This is a genomic window from Sulfitobacter sp. KMM 9851, from assembly GCF_057178245.1.
On sequence record NZ_JBXUCW010000004.1, the window covers coordinates 29,088 to 50,595 of the forward strand.

Annotated in this window: 18 protein-coding genes and 2 pseudogenes; 8 read left to right on the plus strand and 12 right to left on the minus strand. The window is 56.1% G+C overall.

Going from position 1 to position 21,508, the window contains the following annotated elements:
* The first annotated feature begins 25 nt into the window (after positions 1–25).
* The 6 genes and pseudogenes from AC1965_RS19770 (at position 26) to AC1965_RS19795 (ending at position 8,064) form a co-directional block, all read left to right on the plus strand.
* Positions 26–1,372 (plus strand): polysaccharide biosynthesis/export family protein, encoded by a 1,347-nt coding sequence (locus AC1965_RS19770; protein ID WP_483887354.1) that lies wholly within the window; start codon positions 26–28, stop codon positions 1,370–1,372.
* 261 nt (positions 1,373–1,633) lie between these two features.
* Positions 1,634–2,983 carry a sulfotransferase family protein gene (locus AC1965_RS19775; protein WP_483887355.1) on the plus strand — a complete coding sequence of 450 codons (1,350 nt, stop codon included), beginning with the start codon at positions 1,634–1,636 and terminating at the stop codon, positions 2,981–2,983.
* 99 nt (positions 2,984–3,082) lie between these two features.
* Positions 3,083–4,561 carry a glycosyltransferase family protein gene (locus AC1965_RS19780; protein ID WP_483887356.1) on the plus strand — a complete coding sequence of 493 codons (1,479 nt, stop codon included), beginning with the start codon at positions 3,083–3,085 and terminating at the stop codon, positions 4,559–4,561.
* Between the two features lie 78 nt (positions 4,562–4,639).
* Complete coding sequence (locus AC1965_RS19785) at positions 4,640–5,440, plus strand: glycosyltransferase family protein (protein ID WP_483887357.1); 801 nt, start codon at positions 4,640–4,642, stop codon at positions 5,438–5,440.
* Positions 5,441–5,613: 173 nt separating this feature from the next.
* Positions 5,614–5,967, plus strand: a pseudogene (locus tag AC1965_RS19790) (FAD synthase family protein); the annotation flags it as partial.
* A gap of 33 nt (positions 5,968–6,000) precedes the next feature.
* Positions 6,001–8,064 (plus strand): CDP-glycerol glycerophosphotransferase family protein, encoded by a 2,064-nt coding sequence (locus AC1965_RS19795; protein ID WP_483887393.1) that lies wholly within the window; start codon positions 6,001–6,003, stop codon positions 8,062–8,064.
* 125 nt (positions 8,065–8,189) lie between these two features.
* On the opposite strand, the gene AC1965_RS19800 is transcribed toward AC1965_RS19795, so the two are convergent.
* Complete coding sequence (locus AC1965_RS19800; RefSeq protein ID WP_483887358.1) at positions 8,190–10,340, minus strand: polysaccharide biosynthesis tyrosine autokinase; 2,151 nt, start codon at positions 10,338–10,340, stop codon at positions 8,190–8,192.
* Between the two features lie 201 nt (positions 10,341–10,541).
* Between AC1965_RS19800 and AC1965_RS19805 the strand changes: the two genes are divergently transcribed.
* Complete coding sequence (locus AC1965_RS19805) at positions 10,542–10,805, plus strand: hypothetical protein (RefSeq protein WP_483887359.1); 264 nt, start codon at positions 10,542–10,544, stop codon at positions 10,803–10,805.
* 200 nt (positions 10,806–11,005) lie between these two features.
* The gene (locus tag AC1965_RS19810) at positions 11,006–11,506 is read left to right on the plus strand and encodes a hypothetical protein (RefSeq protein WP_483887360.1); all 501 of its coding nucleotides are present in this window, start codon (positions 11,006–11,008) and stop codon (positions 11,504–11,506) included.
* A 93-nt stretch (positions 11,507–11,599) separates the two neighbouring features.
* On the opposite strand, the gene AC1965_RS19815 is transcribed toward AC1965_RS19810, so the two are convergent.
* The 11 genes and pseudogenes from AC1965_RS19815 to AC1965_RS19865 all read right to left on the minus strand — a co-directional run bounded on the left by AC1965_RS19815 (position 11,600) and on the right by AC1965_RS19865 (position 21,405).
* Positions 11,600–12,238, minus strand: a complete 639-nt coding sequence (locus AC1965_RS19815) for a sugar transferase (protein ID WP_483887394.1) — start codon at positions 12,236–12,238, stop codon at positions 11,600–11,602.
* A gap of 306 nt (positions 12,239–12,544) precedes the next feature.
* A pseudogene (locus AC1965_RS19820) lies at positions 12,545–12,643 on the minus strand (IS6 family transposase); the annotation flags it as partial.
* 216 nt (positions 12,644–12,859) lie between these two features.
* Positions 12,860–13,075, minus strand: a complete 216-nt coding sequence (locus AC1965_RS19825; protein WP_483887361.1) for a helix-turn-helix transcriptional regulator — start codon at positions 13,073–13,075, stop codon at positions 12,860–12,862.
* Positions 13,076–13,078: 3 nt separating this feature from the next.
* Positions 13,079–13,495 (minus strand): hypothetical protein, encoded by a 417-nt coding sequence (locus tag AC1965_RS19830; RefSeq protein WP_483887362.1) that lies wholly within the window; start codon positions 13,493–13,495, stop codon positions 13,079–13,081.
* Between the two features lie 518 nt (positions 13,496–14,013).
* Positions 14,014–15,171: an amidohydrolase gene (locus tag AC1965_RS19835; protein ID WP_483887363.1), complete on the minus strand. Its 1,158-nt coding sequence runs from the start codon at positions 15,169–15,171 to the stop codon at positions 14,014–14,016.
* A gap of 87 nt (positions 15,172–15,258) precedes the next feature.
* Positions 15,259–16,869, minus strand: a complete 1,611-nt coding sequence (locus AC1965_RS19840; protein WP_483887364.1) for an ABC transporter substrate-binding protein — start codon at positions 16,867–16,869, stop codon at positions 15,259–15,261.
* Positions 16,870–16,910: 41 nt separating this feature from the next.
* Positions 16,911–17,375 carry a gamma-glutamylcyclotransferase family protein gene (locus tag AC1965_RS19845; protein ID WP_483887365.1) on the minus strand — a complete coding sequence of 155 codons (465 nt, stop codon included), beginning with the start codon at positions 17,373–17,375 and terminating at the stop codon, positions 16,911–16,913.
* Positions 17,376–17,423: 48 nt separating this feature from the next.
* On the minus strand, positions 17,424–18,470 hold the full coding sequence (locus AC1965_RS19850; RefSeq protein ID WP_483887366.1) for an ABC transporter ATP-binding protein: 1,047 nt from the start codon (positions 18,468–18,470) through the stop codon (positions 17,424–17,426).
* Between the two features lie 3 nt (positions 18,471–18,473).
* Positions 18,474–19,337 (minus strand): ABC transporter permease, encoded by an 864-nt coding sequence (locus AC1965_RS19855; RefSeq protein ID WP_483887367.1) that lies wholly within the window; start codon positions 19,335–19,337, stop codon positions 18,474–18,476.
* 9 nt (positions 19,338–19,346) lie between these two features.
* On the minus strand, positions 19,347–20,318 hold the full coding sequence (locus tag AC1965_RS19860) for an ABC transporter permease (RefSeq protein ID WP_483887368.1): 972 nt from the start codon (positions 20,316–20,318) through the stop codon (positions 19,347–19,349).
* A 1-nt stretch (position 20,319) separates the two neighbouring features.
* Complete coding sequence (locus AC1965_RS19865) at positions 20,320–21,405, minus strand: oligopeptide/dipeptide ABC transporter ATP-binding protein (protein WP_483887369.1); 1,086 nt, start codon at positions 21,403–21,405, stop codon at positions 20,320–20,322.
* Positions 21,406–21,508 lie beyond the last annotated feature (103 nt).

A 21,508-nucleotide genomic window follows, 5' to 3' on the forward strand; every position in this document is an offset into this window, starting at 1 on the left:
CAGGGACCAAGAGGAGATCGGGACGTTGAAAAAACTTATCATTCTGGTGACGCTGACCGCACTTGCTGGGTGCGGTTCGATCTACCGCTCGTCTTCGGTGGTGCCGGGGGTCGGTGACGGCACCAACGTCCGCGTCGTGCCGCTGACGGCTGAAACCGTGGTGCAGGCCAATCGCTCGGTGTTCCAGCCCAAGACGCTTCCGGCGGTGTTTTCCATGACGGCGGGCGGCGGGTCTGGCCTGCGCGGCGCAGGCGCCCTGCCGCAGCCGACAGTTGATCTTGAACAGCGCCCCGACGCGCTGGCCCTGCGCGTGCCGCCTGCGGTACATCCCGGCCCCTACGAAATCGGCATCGGCGATGTCGTCCTGCTGTCGACGCCCAGTACCGGGTCGACGGTTGAACAGCTCTCTGGCCTGCTCGCCGCCCAGAACGCGCGGCAGGGGTATACCGTGCAGGACGATGGCTCGATCAATATTCCCAACGTGGGCCGCGTGCGCATCTCTGGGTTGACCATCGAAGACGCCGAAGCGGCGCTGTTTCAGAAACTGGTCGAAAATCAGTTTGATCCAACCTTCAGTCTCGAAGTTGCTGAATTCAACGCGCGCAAGGTCTCGATCGGCGGCGCCGTGGGTAAACCCGGTGTGGTGCCGGTCGCGCTGACGCCGCTCTACCTCGGCGAGGCGCTGGCCTCTGCCGGGGGGGTATCAGTCGAGGATCAGGATTTCGCCTCGGTGCGCATCTACCGTGATGGCACGCTCTATCAGATACCGCTGACCACGCTTTATGAACGCCCCGACCTGCTGCGCACCCGACTTATCGAAGGTGACGCCGTTTTTGTGGATACGCGATACCAACTGGGGCAGGCCCAAAGCTATTTCGAACAGCAGATCACGCTGGTTGGTGCCCGGCAACAGGCCCGCGCGTCCGCCCTGAACGAATTGCAACTCGAAGTGAACCTGCGCCGTAGCGAGCTGACCGAAGCGCGCACCAACTACCAGACCCGGATCGACCTCGGCGCCGATAATCGTGATTATGTGTACTTAACTGGTGAGATCGGCCAGCAGACCCGCTTTCCACTGCCGTATGATCGCAAGGCAAATCTCGCTGATGCGATGTTCTCTGATGCCGGGGGCGTGAAGTTTGAAACCGGGGATGTGTCGCAAATTTACGTCCTGCGGGCGTCTGCCGATCCGCGTGAATTTGGCGCCGTCACGGCCTGGCACCTCGACGCCCGCAACGCGGCCAACTACGCGCTTAGCACCAGGTTCGAACTGCGCCCCGACGACATCGTCTTTATTGCGCAACAGCCCATTACGAGGTGGAACCGCGCCGTGGCACAGATCGTGCCGTCGCTGATCAGCGCGACGAATTAGAGCGGATTTGCCTCTGACCGCTCCGATACGTGCGGCGGCATATCCGCCGCTTTCCCGCTTCTGTCGGGATAGCGCAAATTTGCTCATCACGACCTGCGTGGGCGCAAAAGTATTGGGTTCTGAGGTTTCGCGCCGTATTGGCGAAACCGAACTACAGCGTGTATCTGGAATTCCCCAGTGAACTAAGTCACAAGGGGAGAAGGTTCTTTTGGCTCGTCGCCTGTGAGATTCCAACCGAGATGAAATGGAAGGGCAGAAAATATGCGTCAGCAGCAAGAAATGCATGAAACGCGCAATTGCGTGGTTTTGGTTCTTGGCATGCACCGCTCTGGCACATCAGGATTGACTGGCAGCCTTGGTATCCTCGGATGCGGCCTGCCATCCAGCCAGATCCCTAAATCTAAGGACAACCCCAAGGGCTTTTTCGAATCCCGGCCCGTTGCCTATTTCAACGATGACCTTCTGAAAAGCGGCGGTCTGTCGTGGAAGGACTGGGCACCGATGCAGCCCGAATGGTTTTCTGCAAAGTCCACGGCGAGTCTAAAAACACCTGCCGCGACGCTGATCAACGAAGAATTCGGCGCGGCACCGATCTATGCCATGAAAGACCCGCGTATCTGTCGGCTGTTCCCCTTCTGGAAGGACGTCTTTCAGGCCTCGGGAATAGACGTTGTGGTCCTCCATGCACACAGACACCCGATGGATGTCGCCCAGTCGTTGATGGCGCGAGATAAGTTACCCCTCAGCCAGGGACTGCTGCTGTGGATTGGGCATGTCCTTCAGGCCGAACGGGACAGCCGCGGCTGTCGGCGGAGTTTCAACCGTTTTGGCGATTTGCTTGCCAATCCGGTCGACACTTTGCGGCTGGTTCAGGACCGGCTCGGCATCCGTTTCCCCCACCCGCCAGAGCGTAAACGACAAGAGCTTGCAGCGTTTCTGACGCCTGATCAGCGCCACCACCAGACAACCACGACCGATGAGCTGCCGACGATGATCCGCACTGTCTATGATATCCTGAACCGATGGGCCGACTCCGGGGAAGACGCCGCAGATCACGCGACGCTCGACCGGATTCACGATTGCCTGATCGAGACGCTCCGCGATGCCGCCGATCCTGAAACACTACTTTTGGCACTGCGATTGATCGGGTCAGAACGCGCGCCCGAACCGCAGGACCTAGCGGACCTGGACCAAAAGGCTCTCACAGCGTTGACTGGCGTTCTTGCGCGCACGGGCCGCCACGTCAATCAGGTGCTTCAGGAAAAAGACAGCAGGCTGAGCGATCTATCCAATGCTGTAAATGCAGGCCAAGAAACCTTGGCGGAAAATGCCCGGCACATCGAACAAGAAACCTTTGTGCGGCGACAGCTTGAGGCGCGCAACGATGTCTTGCAGCAGCAGATGTCCCAGATGCGTCCGGTGGCCGAACTGACAACGGCGCAGGAACTGGCAGCCCGTCGCGCGCACGAGATAGAAGCGTTGACCCAGCAAGTCGCGCAGGCCCAACACGACCGCGATGCGCTGCTCAACAGCACGATTTGGCGTTCAACGACTCCGCTGCGGCGGCTGATCGGCGCGTTAAAACGCGGAAAACATGCCGGTTCGAGCTGACCTTTTTAGCCTCGGCTTGCGCTCATGTTGGTATCCGGTTATCCGAGCCAAATCCTTTTCACAGCGGCCGTCCAAAAGCCCGACCGGGTAGAGAGTATTATGTCAAAACCTTTGATCAACTGGCGACGCAGCGCGCCCAAGACAGTTACAGAGGAAGTTACGGATCTGGGTCCAGCACAGAAGATCGTGGATACGAGCTTTTACTGCTACCGGTACAGGGATGTTGCTGAAAACGGGATGGACCCGTACCTGCATTTCACCAAGTTTGGCTGGAAAGAGGGACGCGACCCAAACCCCTTTACGCATACCCAGTTTGTCCAACGGATGTACCCCGACAGCAGCACCTCGTTCGAAGAGTTTGTGGCAACGGTTTGCGGCAGCATTTATCACAATGCCCTGATGCGCGGGCCCGCCACACTGGAAGAGATTAACGCAGCTGCCGCAGTTGGCGACAAAGCATATGCCGAAATCTTTAATTTCGACATCGCGGCCTATTGGCGCGCCCAGAAGGACGTCGCGCTGCGGTCTCACCTCGATCCGATCCAGCACCTTTTCTACGACGGCCTGCACCAGAATCGCCTGCGTTCGGGCAATCACCTGATCCCAGAATTGCTGGATATCGACCGCTATGACCACGATTATGATTTCCTGCTAAACCAAAGCAAGCCCCTGAAAAGCAACAGTTTTGCTACCCTCAACCTGTCAGGACACCTGAAGGAGGCCGAGGTCGACACTTCTGATGTCGTGCTCGGGGTTGGCACGTTGTTCTACAATAACGATATGGGAGAGATCACGCGGCTGCTGCGCTCTTACGAGGCTAATCTGCGGGAATGTTCCTTTCCGTGTCAGCTCCATATCTGGGACAACAGCCCCGAACCGATGGATCCCGCCGCGTTGGCCGAGGTCTGTCCGGGCCTCGACATTATATTCGCGGCGCACCCGGAAAACCCCGGTTTTTCCAAGGGTCACAACGGCCTGATGCAGGAATGTTTCGACGCCGGCTGCACCCATTACCTCGGGCTGAACCCCGATGGGCACCTGCTGCCAAGAAGCGTTGAAAACCTCATCCGCTTTGCCAAGACCAAGCCGAAGCCCGCGCTGATCGAAATGGACGCCGAGCCACTCAGCCATCCGAAATGGTATCACCCGGTCACCGGGCGCACACATTGGGTGTCAGGCGCCGCGTTTCTTCTGGATGCGCGCGCTTACGAGCTGACCGGCGGTTTCGACCCTGATTTCCCGATGTATTGCGAGGATGTCGATCTGTCATTCCGCGCCTTTCAAGCCGGTGTCGGGCTCTATGTGGCGCCGAACGCGCGCTATTACCACGACACCTGCTATCGGTTTTATACCCCCGAACCCTGGCGCCAGTACCGGTCGCTGATCGGGTCTTGGTATCTCTGCGAGAAATGGGGCGATGCAATCCGCGCCAATGCCATCCTGCGCGAGATCGAACGGCAGAAGAATATTCACATCCCGATGCCCCGTCGGCCCGTGGCATTGACGGATGTCGACCCAAAAATCAAAGAGCTGCTGGCCAAAGACCGGTTTGCACGCTTACGGTTCTGGGGTGGATGATGATGCAAAAGGGCTTGAACATTGAACGATAACTCCTCCGACCTCCCGCATGTATCTGTTGGCGTCCGCTTTCATAACATGGGACACCTGCCACTGCTGAGCCGTTGCTTGGACAGTATCGCCGCGCAGAATGACGTTACGGTGCATCTTCTGCTTGCCTTGCAGAACTTTACCCCCGAGCAGGAAGCCGAGGTAAAGGCCGTCGTGCAGCGCGCTCTTTTGGGCACCGGGTTCGACTTTGAGCTGATGAACATCCACAACCCTGACGGGCGCGACCTGCGCTCGGCCCTGCTGAACAGCCTGGTTGATTACCATTACAGCGCAGGCCGGTCAGACTATCTGGCCTTTATCGACTACGATGATATTTGGTTCCAGAACGCACTTGCGACACTGGTAGAGCCCCTTCAACTCGGCAAATATGTGCTGTCTTATGCTGACATACACTGTGCAGATGTTTTCTATGACTGCGGGCAAACCTATCTACGCGATATTCAGAATATCTTTAACATCAGCCAGAAAACAAAGCGCAATCTATTGCAGGACAATTTCCTGCCGCTGCACAGCTATATGTTCCAAACCGCGCGTATTGACCGACAGCTTTTGCGCTATGACGAAGACCTGATCCGGCTTGAGGATTATGATGTGCTGCTGCGCGTCGCTGCGCAGAACCCGATCACCGGCCTTCATCGGTCACGGCTGATCGGTCTGTACAACTTCTATTCGTCGCGCGGCGAACAGATGAACTCCTCGCGGAACGTGTTTCTGCCACCCGATGACGTTGTCGCGGATGAGCTGTGGACGCAGGCCCGGCACACCGTGATCCTGCGTCACAGCAACGCCGCCTGGCTGGAATTTGCCGGCGAAGAGTGGATCAAGTAACGCCACGATTAAAGACCCCCACCCCGCATCGGTTTCCGTTGCGGGTTTGCAAATTAATGCCCGAAACGGCACACTGACCTGTCCTATCGATGCAGTTGTCAGTATGGGGGTTAATAGGCAAAGTGCGCCAAAGTCGACGACGCGACCACGACCGGTAGTTTGGAAATGAGCAGATGAAAAAAGTTATCACCTTCGGAACGTTCGACCTGTTGCACGAAGGCCACCTGCGCATTCTAGAACGCGCGAAGGCCGAAGGTGACTATCTTATCGTTGGTGTCTCTAGCGACCAGTTGAATGACCGCAAGGGTAAACGCTCCGTCTTTTCCGAAGCGCAGCGGCTCGCCTATGTCGCGGACCTGCGCTATGTGGACGAGGTTTTTCTCGAACAATCGCTCGAGCTTAAAGACGAATACGTCAAGCAATTTGGCGCCGACCTGCTGGTGATGGGTGATGACTGGGTCGGAAAATTCGACTGGGTAAGCTGCGACGTCAGATACCTGCCGCGTACTGATGGCATCTCGTCGACCCTTCTCAAGACCGAAATCAAGGATCGGCACCGCATGGGGCGCGCTTTGTTTGGCGACACCTATATCGACAAACACATGGATTGCGCACTGAGCATCGTAAACCCGATGACTCGCCGCAACGTCGCACCCATTCTGACAAAGGAAAACGCCCTGCCGCGCGGTATCGAAGCCGATGCGCTGGTCTATTTCAACAAACCCATCAATGATCCCTATTCGGAATACGATGAAAAACAGCGTGTGCTGATCGACCACGGTGCCAGCCACCTCAAATGGTTCCTCGGGTCGCGCAGCCGTTTTGATTTCTTCGACGTGATCCTGACGGCGGGACCGGACCACGTCCGCGCCCTTCAGGCAATTTTCGAAGACGATCCAAGCATGAACAAAGTCCGCGCCGCAGGCTTTGTCAAATCCGACGAACTGTTGTCGCCGCCAAAGATGAACCGTGCCGATCTGTGCGCCCAGACAAATCTGGACCCGGACAAGCCTATCGTCCTGTTTGTCCCCACGTGGCACATCACCGCCAATGACGACATCATTGCCACGATCGAACAGGTTCGCAAGCTCGACAACCATGTCGCATCTTTCCACCCGGAAACCGCACAGCTTTTGCCGATGAACACCCTGAACACCGTCAGGAACATCAACGGGATCACATCCGAACTGCTGAAACATGCCGATGTGGTGATCTCAGACCTCTCTTCCACGATCTACGAGGCCGCCGCGCTGGGTAAACCCATCGTCCAGGTGCTGCTGAAGGAATACCCCGACAACATCGCGTTTCTCTATGACCTTCCGCTGTCGGCAGGGACCGCCGAACATTTCCGCGGCGGGCTGACGTGCCGACCCGAGGATCTGGTCGCGACCGTAGAGCGCGCGTTGAGCGATGATGTGGATGTTGTGGCCACCATGACCGCCTGCAAGGATCGTATCCTCGCCGGGACCTACATCAGTTCGCAGGCCACCGATAGCATTGCCGACCAGTTAACCCTGGTCTGTGAAACGCCCCGCAAAGAGCCCGACGAAACGCCCGCGACCGCTGCCACGTCGGGCAAGACGCCACGGCACCGCCACAATATGTTTTTCGCGCAAAGCCGGATGATCGCCCATGGCGGCGGCAATTACGACCGCCACCATGCCTCGAACAGCCAAGTAGCGATGGAGGCCGCGTTGAACGCGACCAATATCGTTGAATTGGATTTCTGTATGGGCAAAGACGGTATCATCGTCGCGCATGACGGCTTTGAAGAACGCTATGGGCTGAACGCACCGTTTATCGAAACCGATGTCGCGACCTTTGCCGCGAGCAAATACGAGGACGCGCTGTCACCGGTGCCCCTGATCGAGGCGATCCAGCGCTGCACCCGCAACGGCAAGGCATTGGTCTGTGACATCAAACCGACCGGCGAGACATACAAGCAGATGGCGCAAGCCATTCGCGAAGCCGTCGCCGAGCATGGACAGATCGAACGGACGGTTATTCAATGTTATTCGGTTGCGGATTTTGTCGAAGCGATGCGGCTGGGCTACCACCGTGTCATCCTGGCGGTCTGGAAGTATTTTTACCGCGATCCCATGGGCACCGACGCCTTTGACTTCATTAACCGATGTGTCGAAATTAACGCCGATGCTGTCTGGGGCATCTCTGTGCCCTATACAAACAAGCACATGAGCGTTCCTTCAGCCGATCACCCTGCCCTGCCCCGCATGCAGGCTTTCTGGAAACGGGTGTTCATACACGGCGCCCCACCCGAAGAGTATTCCCGGATTCTGAAGAAAAATGTCGGTCTGTTCGCCGACCACTTCAGCCGCCAGTTCGAGTTCAAGGACATCCCAGAAGGGTTTAATTGGCGCCACTACCTGTTTCTGAACCGTGATCTGCTGACGGCCGGGATTGATACCGAGGTGCAGGCGGCGATCCACTATCTGACTTATGGTCACAAGGAAAACAGGCTGTTCGCATACGACCTGCCTGCGGGCTTTAATTATGGCTCCTACATCGACAAAAACCCCAAGCTGCGGGCCGCCGGCGTCACCACCATCGACAGCGCAGCGTCGCATTATATGCGGATCGGCCGGGAGCAGGGGTTGGAGTATTGATCTGCCGGGGTCCGTACGTCCCTACCCCCTGCGCGCCTAGGTAGGCAGCGCGGGGTGGCAGACAAGGCCGGATGCGATCGCGCGGATGGCTTTCGGCGTTTCGTCTAAACGCCCGCACCTCCCTTTCAATTTGTATAGTACAACGCCCCAAAACCCGAATACGCACCATGTGTTCCGCCGTAGCCATAGCGTTTCATGCCTTTCGGGCTGATCTGGCTCAGGACAAGACCGGTGATGCGTTGCCGAGACGTGTGAAACATCCGCAGGGCTTCTTCGACCTGAGTTTTACTCGTCTTATCCCATTGTACAGTAAAGATTATCGCGTCCGCTTGGTCGGCGATGATGCGGGCGTCGGGCACGACCAGCACTGGCGGGGTGTCGATGATGATCATGTCATAGGTGGCGCGGGCCTGGTCGATCAGTGCTTTGAAGCGATCAGAGGCAAAGAGATCGGCGGCGTTGGTGTTGGATTTTTCGCCGCTCAGGATGTCGGCCCCAAAGTCCGGCGTCCGGTGGATGGCGTCTTCCAGCGTCTGTTCGCCGCTTAGAACCGAAACGATGCCTTTGTCCGGCAAATCCTTGAAATACTGATGCAGGGTGCGCCGGCGAATGTCGCCTTCGACCAACAGCACGCGTTTGCCCAAGCCCAGAAAGTTCTGCGCCAGCGCAAGCGAATTGGTGGTCTTGCCCTCGCCCGGTACCGACGAGGTGGAAATGACCACCTTTGGCGGATTGTCCACGTCAGACAACATCATTGATGTCCGCAGATTGCGCACAGCTTCGGCAGCGGCAGAGGTGGGTTTGTCAGACAGGTATTTCAACACTTTCATGCGCGATGCGGCAGGCATGGCGGGAATTTGTCCCAGCACCGTATACCCGGTGACCGCTTCAAGTTCGCGCGCGGTGCGAAAGCTGTTGTTGCGCATTTCGCGCAGCAGGATCACCATGGCGCTGGTCATCAGACCCAGCATCGCCGACATGGCCAGGATCAAAGACTTGCGTGGGGCGGAGGCAACGGTCGGCACGACGGCATCGGACAGGATACGGCTGTCGGCCTGCTGAACCCCCTGCTGCGCCGAGGTTTCGTTCAGCCGCGACAGGAAATATTCATAAAGGACTCGCGTCGCCTCGGCCTCGCGGGTCAATTGCTGTAGCGTGATCAGGTCGTCACCTTGCTGCGCCACCTGCCGGTTCAGTTCCGATTCAGAGCTGCGCAGCGCGGCAAGCTGTTGATCCGCACGCATCAGATTCTGCTGGTTGCGCTGGATGACGATCTGCAACCTTGTGTCAAATGCGGTGGCGGTTTCGGGGTCCGTTTCCAGCCTTGGCAAAAAGCGCGACAGCTGCGCGTCGTCGGCGGCGTCCGCCTGTTCCGCCCTGCCATCCGCCCTTCCAAGCGCCGCGATCTGCATGGCCTGCCCTACCCGATTGGCCTGCGCCGATGCGATCCGGTCGCGCAATTCCTTGATCTGCCGCTCAAGCGCGCGCAGCCCTTCGACCGACACCAATTCCGTCGACGCGCTGAACTCCGACACTTTCGCCTCTGCGGTTTCAAGTTTGCCTTGCAGGGCCGCCACCCGTTCGCTCAACCAGATGGTCGCCTGTTCAGTGGCCTCGAATTTCACCTCGATCTGGTTCAGAATATACAGATCAACAATAGTGTCCGCGATCCGCGCAGATTTCCGCGCGCTTTCGGTTTCGACCGTCACCTGAAAAACCAGGCTCAACGGCACGTTGCGCACGGTCACCTTCTCCAGCAATTTGGAGATAACGGCATCCCGGGTGCGCTGTTGTTCTTCGTCGCGCGTCAGGATCACGGCGGCGTCACCCACCCCGATCAGCGATTTCATCCGATCCTTGGCCCGCTCGACCAACGCAGGCGTTCGCAATGCCACGTTAAATTCCGGATCACTGGTCAGGTTCAACCGCGCCACAACTTTGCGCATCAGGCCGCGTGCGCGCAGAACTTCGACCTCTGAATTTACCTCGGACGTGTCGCCGGAAAGCCCCCCAACAACGCTTTGTAAATCCACGATCTGATCCTGATTGGTCTCAAGAATCACCACGGCCGTCGACCGATAAAGCGGCGTCGCCACGACATAGGCGTAGTAGCCCCCGATCAGAACTGCGATCACGACGCCAAGCGCAATGGCCCATTTCCCGCGCCATAGCGTCGCGAAAAGGCCACCCAGATCACTTACATCTTCGTCCACAGCCGTGAAAGAGGGGGTAACATGACTGCCAGAACCCCGGCCGATACCTCTGAAAATCTCCATAAGCACAGTACCTTATTACGAAGCAAGCGACCTTCGACCAATCGCGGCACAGTGACCGGATCAGCCGCGCGCGCAGGTAATGCAACAAAACTTGGTATCATTCATAATTTCTTATAGTTGCATGGCCATATAGTCTCCACCTCTTTAAGTTGTATCCGATCTCTGCCATAAATGGGTAATTAAATTTGGAGGCTGTTTGTCATGACAAAAATCTTGGCCATCTTGGCCATCGCTTTCCCCGTTCAAGGTGCGATTGCCCAGCAGACTGCCGCCGTGCCACCGATCATCAACTGCGAAAACCCGGCGAACATAGATAAGGAGGCCTGCCTGGGCCTGCCCGATCCAAACGCGCCTATCACCAATTTCGTCCCCCTGGTCGCCCCTGTTCTGGGCGCAGCGGCACTGGCAGGTTTGGGCGGTGGCGGATCAGCCTCCAGCACACCAAGCACGCCAAGCACCAACTGATCCCCAAGGCGGTTACAAAAGCCTCGGCACCCCGACTAAGTTTTTGTGAGATGCCACCCCGTCATGTTCAATTTGTATTGAATTAAAGCGAGAGCGGCCGCCACTGAAAACCAGCCATTAATCCCGATCTGTTTTCTTGTTCCTGCGTGGGGGCACGCCGTACTGCCGGTTCTTGGCAGCGTGTTGAGTGGAGTGGGAAAATGACCAATCAGATAAATGGCGTGCGTCGCCAAATGAAGAACTGTGTCTTTGGCTTGGCGGTTGGTGCCTTGGCCTGCCTGATGTCGACATCTGGCACGTCCGTTCAGGCGCAAACACGCGTCTCTTTGCAGTCCAGCCCGGTGGTTGTCGGAAACGACCGCGGCGGCCTGATCAGAGCGCGGCTGCTACAGCTTGGTGAGTTGCGTCAATCCGGCCGCCCCGTCGAAATTACCGGCGGTATCTGCTATTCGACCTGCACGATGTTGCTCGGGTTGCCGCAAACCTGCATCTCGCCAAACACGACCTTCGGCTTTCACGGGCCAAGCTCTTACGGTCGCGCCCTGGACCCCATCACCTTCAACCGCGCATCGCGATTGATCGCCAGCCACTATCCGCAGGCGCTGCGCAACTGGTACATGGAAACCGGGCGGTACAAGATCAAAACTCTCTACAAGGTGAAGGGAGCTCAGATCATCAAAATGGGAATCAGGGCGTGTTGAGCGACTGATCGTCCGGCGCGTAAGAACACAATATTTGCGGTCTTGGGCGGACCGAGGCCAATAAACCCGACATGTCAGAGACCGCAAAATTTTCTATTTCCCCGTCAGCCCAACAACTGACGTTACGGTTTTTGCCACGATTAGCACATCTTCGGCCAGACACATGCGCCGGGCATATCGCACATCCAGCGTGACGCGCTCTTCGTAGGCTACATCATTTCGACCCGACACTTGCCAAAGCCCCGTCACACCGGGGCGCATGCTTTTGTACATCTGCTGGTTCAGGCCATAGCGCTCCAGCTCCTCGCGCACGACAGGGCGGGGGCCGACAAAACTCATCTCGCCGCGAAATACGTTCAAGATCTGTGGCAACTCGTCGAGGCTGCTCTTGCGCAGAAATCGTCCAATACCGGTGATGCGCGGGTCATTTTCCAGTTTGAAATTGCGCTGCCATTCGGCGGCCGCGTCCGGGTTGACGGCGAGATGCTTTTTCAGCCGCTCCTGTGAATCCACGACCATGGTCCGAATTTTCCAACAGCGAAACTCTTGCCCGCCCTTTCCTACCCGCTTGTGGCCAAAAACCGGCAAACCGCCGTCCAGCGCGACCAAGGCGCACAGCACGACAATAACAGGCAGCAGGACAGGCAGCAGGACCAGCCCGAACATGACATCAAAAACGCTTTTGCCCCAACGTGCGTAATGTGAACCGCGACCCTGATCAACCAAAGCCACATGATCTGCGACAGCGGCATTATATATAGATTGGTGTTTCAAATTAACGATGTCCCCCAGCGCGGCTAAACCACCAGAAAGCGCCAAAACCTGATGCGTTTACATAGGGTTACGACCATGGAAATCCGAGCAAACGGGCCGTGGCAAAGCCGAATTGAATCTTTTTTCTGGGGGTAGTTTGTGCGGAACTTCGTTAAAATTTAGTCAATATTCTAACGGATCATTTAACCAGCAGCCGGTAGAAAATCCTTACGACGGTATCGCCAAGTTGTTGGCGTCAACTTGTGAAGCTTTGAGAAGGCGGGATCATACGGCCATTTTAACGGTGTCGTCGGCCCAGAGGCTGAAAGCATCCGAGCGGGCATGGCGGTATGAGATTGCGGTGAGTCGGGAGCGGCGGGGGCGAAGCTAATAAGTCGCGAAATAGCTGAGGGCAGTGTGGTGTTGGCGGAGTTTTTTGCTGGTTTGAGCAACTAACTCGAAAGCCTCTCGAGATTTCGGTTCATTCCAAGCAGACCTTCATCCCCCTTAATGGCAAGGTTCGGAGTGCGGACGAAGCTGCCCTTGGCTGGAACGTGGTGAATGTCCGTCCTGAATTGGACGGTTTTCATGAACGCTAGATCACTTTTCCCATCCGAATACATCCTCAATGCCGACATCGAAGACATGCGAAATGCGAAATGCGCTTTCCAGACTTGGGGAATAGTGGCCTAGCTCAATTGCGATAATAGTCTGGCGGGTAACGCCGATAGCCTTGGCCAATGTCGCCTGGCTCATCTGACCATTCGCTTTGCGAAGTTCACAGACTCTGTTTGTAATCGGTGGACGTTTGGTCACATTTTACACCCCCTTGCGCAGAAAGTATAATCCCGAAAGAAGCTTTGTGATCTCGGTGAAGCATACGATCGCCAAAATACCATTTGCAATCTGCATCGGCGTCATCGGCGTAAAGACGAACCACATCAGGCACAAGAGTCCGGCATAGATCGCAAAAAAACCATTGCGCTCGGCTTTCAGTTCGACTTTCTCTTCCCGTTCGTCCGGCATCACGGCATCTTCATCGCGTTTGGCCACCATCATAAACGCGATTACGGACGCCACAAAGAACGCTACCAGGATACCACCAATGCGAACGATAAACGCCATTTGAGTTTCTGGAGCGGAACCGAAAAGCCCGAAAACGGTACCGAAATGCCATCCGAAAACGGCCAACAAGCCTAGCGAAAGAAAGTAGATCGTTTTGAGATGGGTGGACATGCGACGCCTCCTTGGCGTTAAGAATTTTCGACACCTGGATAGTCGAATATTTTTAACATGTCAAATATTTTAGACACACCGCGAACCGATTGATCCTCAAAACGAGTTGGGTGAGACCCTTCAAATAGGCCGAGGAGACATTCGCTGCACCAAAGCGATCAGTCGACAAGGGCTCCGAGTTGCCGTTTATTGTGGTAACCTCCAAGGGTCGCTCCGAAATTTTCTGTTTGGAAGCCGGACCACCGCGGTTTCAACGCCTGCCGTTCTCTGCCGACCCTCCGCCTCATGAAGGAAAGTTAAAGAACGCCTTTTGCCCTGTGACCTCAAACCGGATCACAAAGGACAGAGATCATGGCCCATCCCAACCCATATGCCGCGCCTGAAGGGTTTCCGTTTTCCTCGCGAGATCGTCGGTTATGCTGTCTGGGCTTGCCATCGACCGACATGCAAACGAGAGAAGATATTCAGCAAATTCAAATCCCGCCGGCAGGATCGCGTAAACGCATATATGGCCGATGTTACCCGTTGGCGTTTTTCACCAACTCCAACCACCACGCAACGCCCAGCGGGATCATATCGTCGTTGAAATCAAAGGCCGGGTTGTGCAGATCCGCACCGGGACCCTGCCCAAGAAAGATCATGGCACCGGGTTTTGCCTCTAACATAAATGCAAAATCTTCGCCGCCCATGCTTGATGGGTAGTCACGGTTCACTCGATCCGCACCAACTAGATACGCGGCCGTATCAGCGGCTATATCTGCCTGCTCGGCATGGTTGCTCATCACAGGGTAATGTCGATCATAGGTGATCTCGGCGGTGCAGCCATGGGCAACGGCGGTTGCAGGCACAATTTCACGAATGCGCGCTTCTGCGAGATCGCGCACTTCCGCTGACAGACTGCGCACTGTGCCGCTTAGCACGGCCTCTTGTGGGATGACGTTTGTAGTTTGACCCGCGTTGAACGTTGTCACCGAAACGACCAAAGCTGCCTTTGGGTCAACCGCGCGCGAAACGATGGTTTGCAGCGTGGTGACCAGATTGGCCCCGGCAACGAGAGGGTCACTTGTTGCTTGCGGTTTGGCCGCATGGCCGCCGCGTCCGATCATGCGGATAGAAAATGTATCGACCGCAGCCAGAACAGGCCCGGTGCGGATGGCAAAATTGCCTGCGGGATAGTTGGGAAAGATATGCAGGCCATAGACGTGATCAATATCAAAACGTGACATCAGCCCGTCTTGAACCATCTCTCGACCACCGCCACCACCCTCCTCGGCGGGTTGAAAAATGACAACCACGGTTCCGGCGAAATCACGGCTTTTGGATAGGCACCTTGCCGCACCTAAAAGCATCGTCGTATGCCCATCATGACCGCAGGCATGCATATGCCCCGCAACACCAGAAGCATAGGATTTGCCAGTTTCCTCATGGATTGGCAGGGCGTCCATGTCAGCCCGCAGACCAATGACCGGCCCGGGGCGATTGCCTTTGATAACCCCGACGACGCCGGTGCGGCCAACACCCGGCACCACTTGATCAACTCCATACTTATGCAATTCAGCTACCACCAATGCAGCCGTTTGATGAACGTCAAACTGCAATTCGGGGTTGGCGTGAATGTGCCGTCTGATACGGATGAGATCGTCGTGAATTTCGGTAACGCGTTTGGGGATGCGCATAGGGGCTCCGGTTTCTTATACCTGTGAGGCTAAGTCATGTGAAAAGGGCCTGAGCGGCCCTTTTCAAGTTTTTATCGTCAGATGACCCTATTCCGGGAAGTGCAGCCTGCCATCACCATCCCAAGTAAATCCGGCATCCGTCAAAATTTGACGTGCTTTATCCAGATCATATTCGGGGATCGCGATGTCAGGGTTTGTCCAAAATCCGTTTGATGGGACAATAGACGATGCAGTTGGTCCTGCATCACCCCCCAGCACTTCTTCGATGATGGCATCGCGTGGGATCGCGTGTGACAGGGCCTGCCGCAGCGCCTTGTGTGAGAACGCTTCGGAATTGATGTTGTAGCGCGCAGACATATAACCATTTGACTGTGCTTGAACCAATTCCAGTTGGTCAAACTCGCGGAACTCTTCAATGACCGTCGGCACCAAGGGCTGTAGCGAGATGTCGATATCGCCCTTTGCCAAGGCCGAGGTCAGAATTTCGGCTGACCCGAATTGCACCATCAATAGATCCGACTGGGGCTTCATGAAGTGATCGGCGTTGCGCTTGAAAGAAATTTCGCGACCTTCTTTCCAATATTCAAGCGTAAAGGGCCCGCTGCCAACGATTTCAGTGTTGCGGTAATCCTGAGGTTTGCTCAGCCCGGTTTCTTCGAGGATATTTGACCAGACGTGTTCAGGCAGGATTGGGATTTGCCCCAAAGCCGCTGCAACAAATGGCGCCGAGGGGCTTGCCAGTTTAAAGCGGATTGTCTGGCCATCGATAGAAATGTCTTCGAGGTTTTCCAGATACTGCTGAAAATAGACCGCGTTGTTTTCCTTTAGATAGTTAAAGGAAAACTTCACATCCTCTGGCGTTACAGGCTCTCCATCGTTGAACATCAGGCCATCACGCAGCACCACTTCGAATGTTGTGTCATCGACCGCGGTAAGGCTTTGCGCGGCCCACATTTCGGGTTTGCCTGACGGATCAACCACCAGCAATCGGTCATAGACAAGGCCAAGGCGGTCCAGGTCTTCCAGCGTCTTGAACGTGAGTGGGTTCCAGCTGTCCTGATCAATTGTCCAACCCAGCAACACCCGGTCGTCGCCGTCCAGGGACTTCATTTTGAGCAGGTTCCAAATCGACCGCAGCCCTTCGGGCGTGCTTTGGTAGTTGTCGATATTGACGTTTTCCTTGTTATAGGCCGTGGTGTTCACCACATAGGCCACCAGCGCTTCGGGCTGTTCTTCCTGGATCACTTCTTGCAGTTCAAAGATCACCTTCCGGCGCTCATCGAGGTCATAAATCGCGCGTTGCTTTTTCGTCAATTCGTCCACTTTTGGGTTCGAAAACGACCCGACGTTCATACCGCCGGGCGAAGAATTTTCAGTCACGAACTGGTTGGAGCTGTAGAAATCCGGCTCAAACCTTGCGCTGGAACCGGAGAGGACCGACAGAACAACGTCAAATTTATGGTCGGTGAACCACATGCCCAGCATGGGGGCTGGAAATGGCTGCGGGTTGAGTTTGACGTCAAGACCAAGCTCGGTCCAGCTTTCGGCCAGATAGGCACTGGTTTCGTAATAATGTTGATATTTCGTCGATGGCCATGTCAAGAAATCCACCGTCGGGACAATCTTTCCTTCTGCCAGCGCAGAGATCGGCGCAAGTACAATGCTGAGCGCGGCAACTGTTGTTTTTAATCGCTTCATATTATCCTCCTGATCTTCGTTTTTAGTTTGTTGTTGCGGTTTTAGCGCGCAGTGGCAGCTGCCTGTTCATGCGCAATCATGGCCCGCAGTCCATGTTTGTATTCCTCGGGAAAGTCACATTGGGTCAGGCCCAGCAGGATGGGCGCGACATATTCGTCGGTTGGTGACCACGGCTTATGTGCACCGGGGATCGTGTATGTGCTGGATTGGACGGTGTTTCCTGCCTCGTCTTTCAGCGTGACGGGGATATGTACCCATTGCTCTTCGTGTACATGTGCCGCCGCATCAAGGGCCGCCATGGATTCATCGGACAGTTCATATTGAATGCCATATGTGACGCCGCCCTTCTTAGGGATCAGCTTGCAACCCGCGATGCCGGGTTTACTGCATTCCCCAAAGCCTAGAACATAATCGTCAAGGCGCATGTATCCGACATTGCGTGCGCCGGGTGCTGCCTTGCGCATGTTTTCCTCAACCAGCAAAGTGCCATAGGCGAAGTAGTACATAGGGTGTCTCCTGTTCTGAAATGTGATGCGTGGCAGTGCCGTTGCGCATTAGGGTGGTGAAGTATCAAATTGTCCTGTAGCGGCCTGTGCCCAGGTTTCGGAATCCGCCGCACGGCGCGCGAAATCATCAGCCTGTTGCCAGTGGTGGCAGCGCACGGTCTGATCGTTTTCCAGATCGACAACAGGCGGCACCTCATTGTGACAAAGCCTACTGGCCAGGGGGCAGCGGGGTGCAAACCGGCAGCCGCCCAGTTTTTCAAACAGGTTTGGCGGGCTGCCCGGTATCGCGATCGGCTCGCGCTCAGATCCGAGTACGGAAACCGCGTTCAGCAAACCGATGGTGTAGGGGTGGCGCGGGCGTTTGACGATGTCATGGGTCAGCCCGGTTTCCACAATCATGCCGGCATACATGACACAGATGCGCTGGCAGTTTTCAACAACAAGGGCGATGTCATGGGTGACAAGAACCATGGCAAACCCGCGTTCGTCCTGAAGCGCCCGCAGCTGCGTAAATATCTGGTCCTGCACGATGACATCAAGCGCGGTGGTCGGTTCATCCGCAACGATTAGTTGCGGCGACAGGGCCAGCGCCATCGCAATCACTGCCCGCTGACGCATACCGCCGGAAAACTGATGTGGATAATCATGGGCGCGATCGGGGCTGACGCCAACCATTTCGAACAGCCGTGCAACCAGCGCCTGACCTTCTGCCCTAGTGATCTTGCGATGCGCACGGACTGCTTCGAGAATTTGCGCATCAATACGCCTGACCGGATTCAGGGCGTTCAGGGCGCTTTGCGTGATCATCGAAATTTCGGCCCAGCGGGTCTTGCGGCGGCGCTCCTCATCCATTTCTAACAGATCATCGTCACCCAGAAAAATATGGCCCTCGGTGACTTCCCCGTTGGGGGGCAAAACCCCCATGATTGTCTTAAGCAATGTGCTTTTGCCACAACCGGATTCACCGACCAGGCCAATGCGCGCGCCTTGCTGGATGGTCAAGTTAATGTCGAATAATGCCCGTGCCGGGCCTGCTGCGGTGCGGTAGCTGACATGTAGGTTTTTCACGTCAATGACAGGTGTGAAGCGCGCCATCAGTTACATCCTTTCCTGCAAGCGAGGATTGATGACCTCTTCGTAAGCGCGGCCAATGAAATACACCGACGTGACAAGAACCATGATCGCCACACCCGGTGGGACAACCCACCAAGGGGCCCGGTACATGGCCTGCGATGCATAGGCGTCATAGATGATGGACCCCCAGCTCACGACGTTGGGGTCGCCAAAACCCAGAAACCCGATGCTTGCTTCGGTGATGATTGCCCATGCCAGCGCAAAGGTGATTGAGGTCACGGCGAGGGGCATGACGTTTGGCGCGATTTCACGATAAAGAATGTCGGTGTCACTGGCCCCTGTGGTGCGGGCCGCGGCAACAAACTGGCGTTCGCGCAGTGACATAACCTCGGCCCGTACGATCCGCGCGGTGGATCGCCACATGACAAAGGTCATGGCAAGGATGATGGTCCAGATGTTACGGTCTGTCAGGGCCAGCAACACGATGATGAAGGGCAAGAATGGCAGCCCTAGCATGATGTCGGTGATCCGCATGAGGATAGCATCAATGCGGCCGCCAAAATACCCGGCGACCAAGCCAAAGTTCAGGCCGATAACAACCGTACCTGCGGCGGTCAAAAGCCCCACAATCATTGCCGTGCGTGCACCCCAGAGCATTTGGCTCAGAACATCGCGGCCCAGAACGGTAGTGCCAAGCGGATGTTCCCATGACGGGGGCACAAGGCGCAGTAGTTTTCCGGCGGCGTCGTAACACCGTTCAGACGGGCCAAAAGGTGCGATGACCGGGCCAATAACAGCCAAAAGCAGGCAAAGGCCAAAAATGCACAGACTAATCCGGCCACTGGTCGTTTTCCACGTAATGCTAAAGAACGTTTTAAAGGTTTTCATTCGTTTCGCTCACTCATTCACAATGCGTGGATCTAAAAGCGTGTAGAGAAGGTCGGCCAAAAGTGTGCCCACGACCGTCAAGACTGCGATCAGCAAAAAGGCCGCTTGTACAACGGGGTAGTCTGACCGCCCGACGGCCTCGACCATCAGCAGCCCCAGTCCCGGCCATGAGAATACGGTTTCAATCACCACCGATCCCGCGACCGCCCAGCCCAGCGTCATGGGCAGGGTCGTGGCCAGCGGAAGCATCGAATTTCGCATCGCATGATGGTAAAGAACACGCCGGTCGGTCAGGCCTTTCATCTTGGCCAGCTCGATATAGTCTTCGCCCACCGTCGCCAGAATGGAGGATCGCATCAGCAGGAAAGGGAAACAGAACTGATAGAGCGTGTTAACCAGAAAGGGCAGCGCCAGATGGTGCAGAAAGTCCCACGACAGGTACATGCGCCAATCTTCATCCGGGAACATGCCGGGCGATACGATATGCCCGATGGGAAACAGATCAAGCCGGATCGAGAAGAATAGGATGGCCAACATCGACAGCCAGAACACCGGGGCGCTTTGCAAGGATGTGGACAGGAACACAAGGATCGTTTCGAGCTTTGATCCCCGACGCCAGCCCACAATGGCCCCCACGATAGCGCCCAAGGCATAGGCCGCTATCATCGACGGGAAAACCAACAAGATAGTATTCAGCAACCGCCCACTGATTTCATCCGCCACTGGCCGCCCAGTATGAAAGGACAGGCCGAAATCCAACACCGTCAGGTTTTTGAGATAGACAAAATACTGTTCCCACAGGGGTTTATCCAAACCAAATTGAATGCGTAGAATCTCCTGCGCCTTGGGATAAAGCGCCGGACTGATGACAGTTGCGGTTGGATCACCTGGCAACATGCGAAACATGAAAAACATCAGCGTCAGCATGGTCAGTAGTGTCAGCACCGATTGCCACAGGCGGCGTACCCAGAATGCATTCATGTCAATGCCTCCGCTTCAGGAGTATGGCCAAAGGCGAAATGGCAGGCGGCGCGATGGCCGTCGTTGTCCAGATCCGGGGCACATCCGTGCCGCAGATGGGTTTCGCAATCGGGCAACGCGGGTGGAACCGACATCCTTTTGGAACGGAAACGGCGCTGGGGATGGCTCCGGTGATCTGCGCGGTCTCGCGTGTGAACGCCGGATCAATCGACGGCGTCGACGCAAGCAAGGCTTTGGTGTAGGGATGCTGCGGGTTCCGAATGATTTGCTGTGTCGGGCCGGTTTCGACGATCTTGCCAAGATACATCACCGCCAGTTGGTCACAGACGGACCCCGCCGAAGACAGATCATGGGTGATATAGACCATGGCCAATTTGCGGTCACGCACCAGACGTTTCAACAACTGGATGATGCCCCATTTGATTGAGACATCCAGCATTGAAATGGGTTCATCTGCGACCAGCAATTCGGGGGCCAGCACAATTGCCCGCGCAATGCAGACCCGCTGCCGTTGACCACCGCTTAACTGATGCGGGTATTTATCAAGATAATCGTCAACGGGTGATAACCCCGCCTCTTGCAAGGCGGTGCAGGCCAATCTGTGCATGTCTTCCGCACTCATGTTGCTGCGCTGATAAATGAGCGGGCGCGTCACAATTTCGCTTATTCGCTGCTGCGGGTTCAACGATCCGTATGGATCCTGAAACACCATTTGAACCCGGCGGTGAAAGGCGCGTCTGTCTCGCTGTTTTAACGCCAGCGCGCTTTCGGTGCCGAAATATACATCCCCATGTGTTGGCGTTTCCAACCCAACCAGAAGACGGGCCAGCGTTGATTTCCCGCAGCCGCTTTCGCCCACCAGCCCCATGACCTTGCCGGGTTCAACGGCAAAATCCACGCCGTCCACCGCGCGCAGCGCCAAAGGTGCCCGCCCCGTCAGGGCCGCAGTTAGACTGCGACGCAGAATGAAATGCTTGGCAAGTTTATCGACCTTGATCATGTCCTTGTCGTTCATCGCAATTAAATCTGCCTTCACTGCCAAATTGGATACCGCCTTGCTGCCGCGCGCATCAGTGATGATACGCACAGGTCGCCCTTTGAGGTGATCCCAGAGGCCCCAACGCTAGGCGACAAACAAGCGTTTGCATAATGCCGATTTCCCGTGCAAACATTCCGTATGGGAATGATTT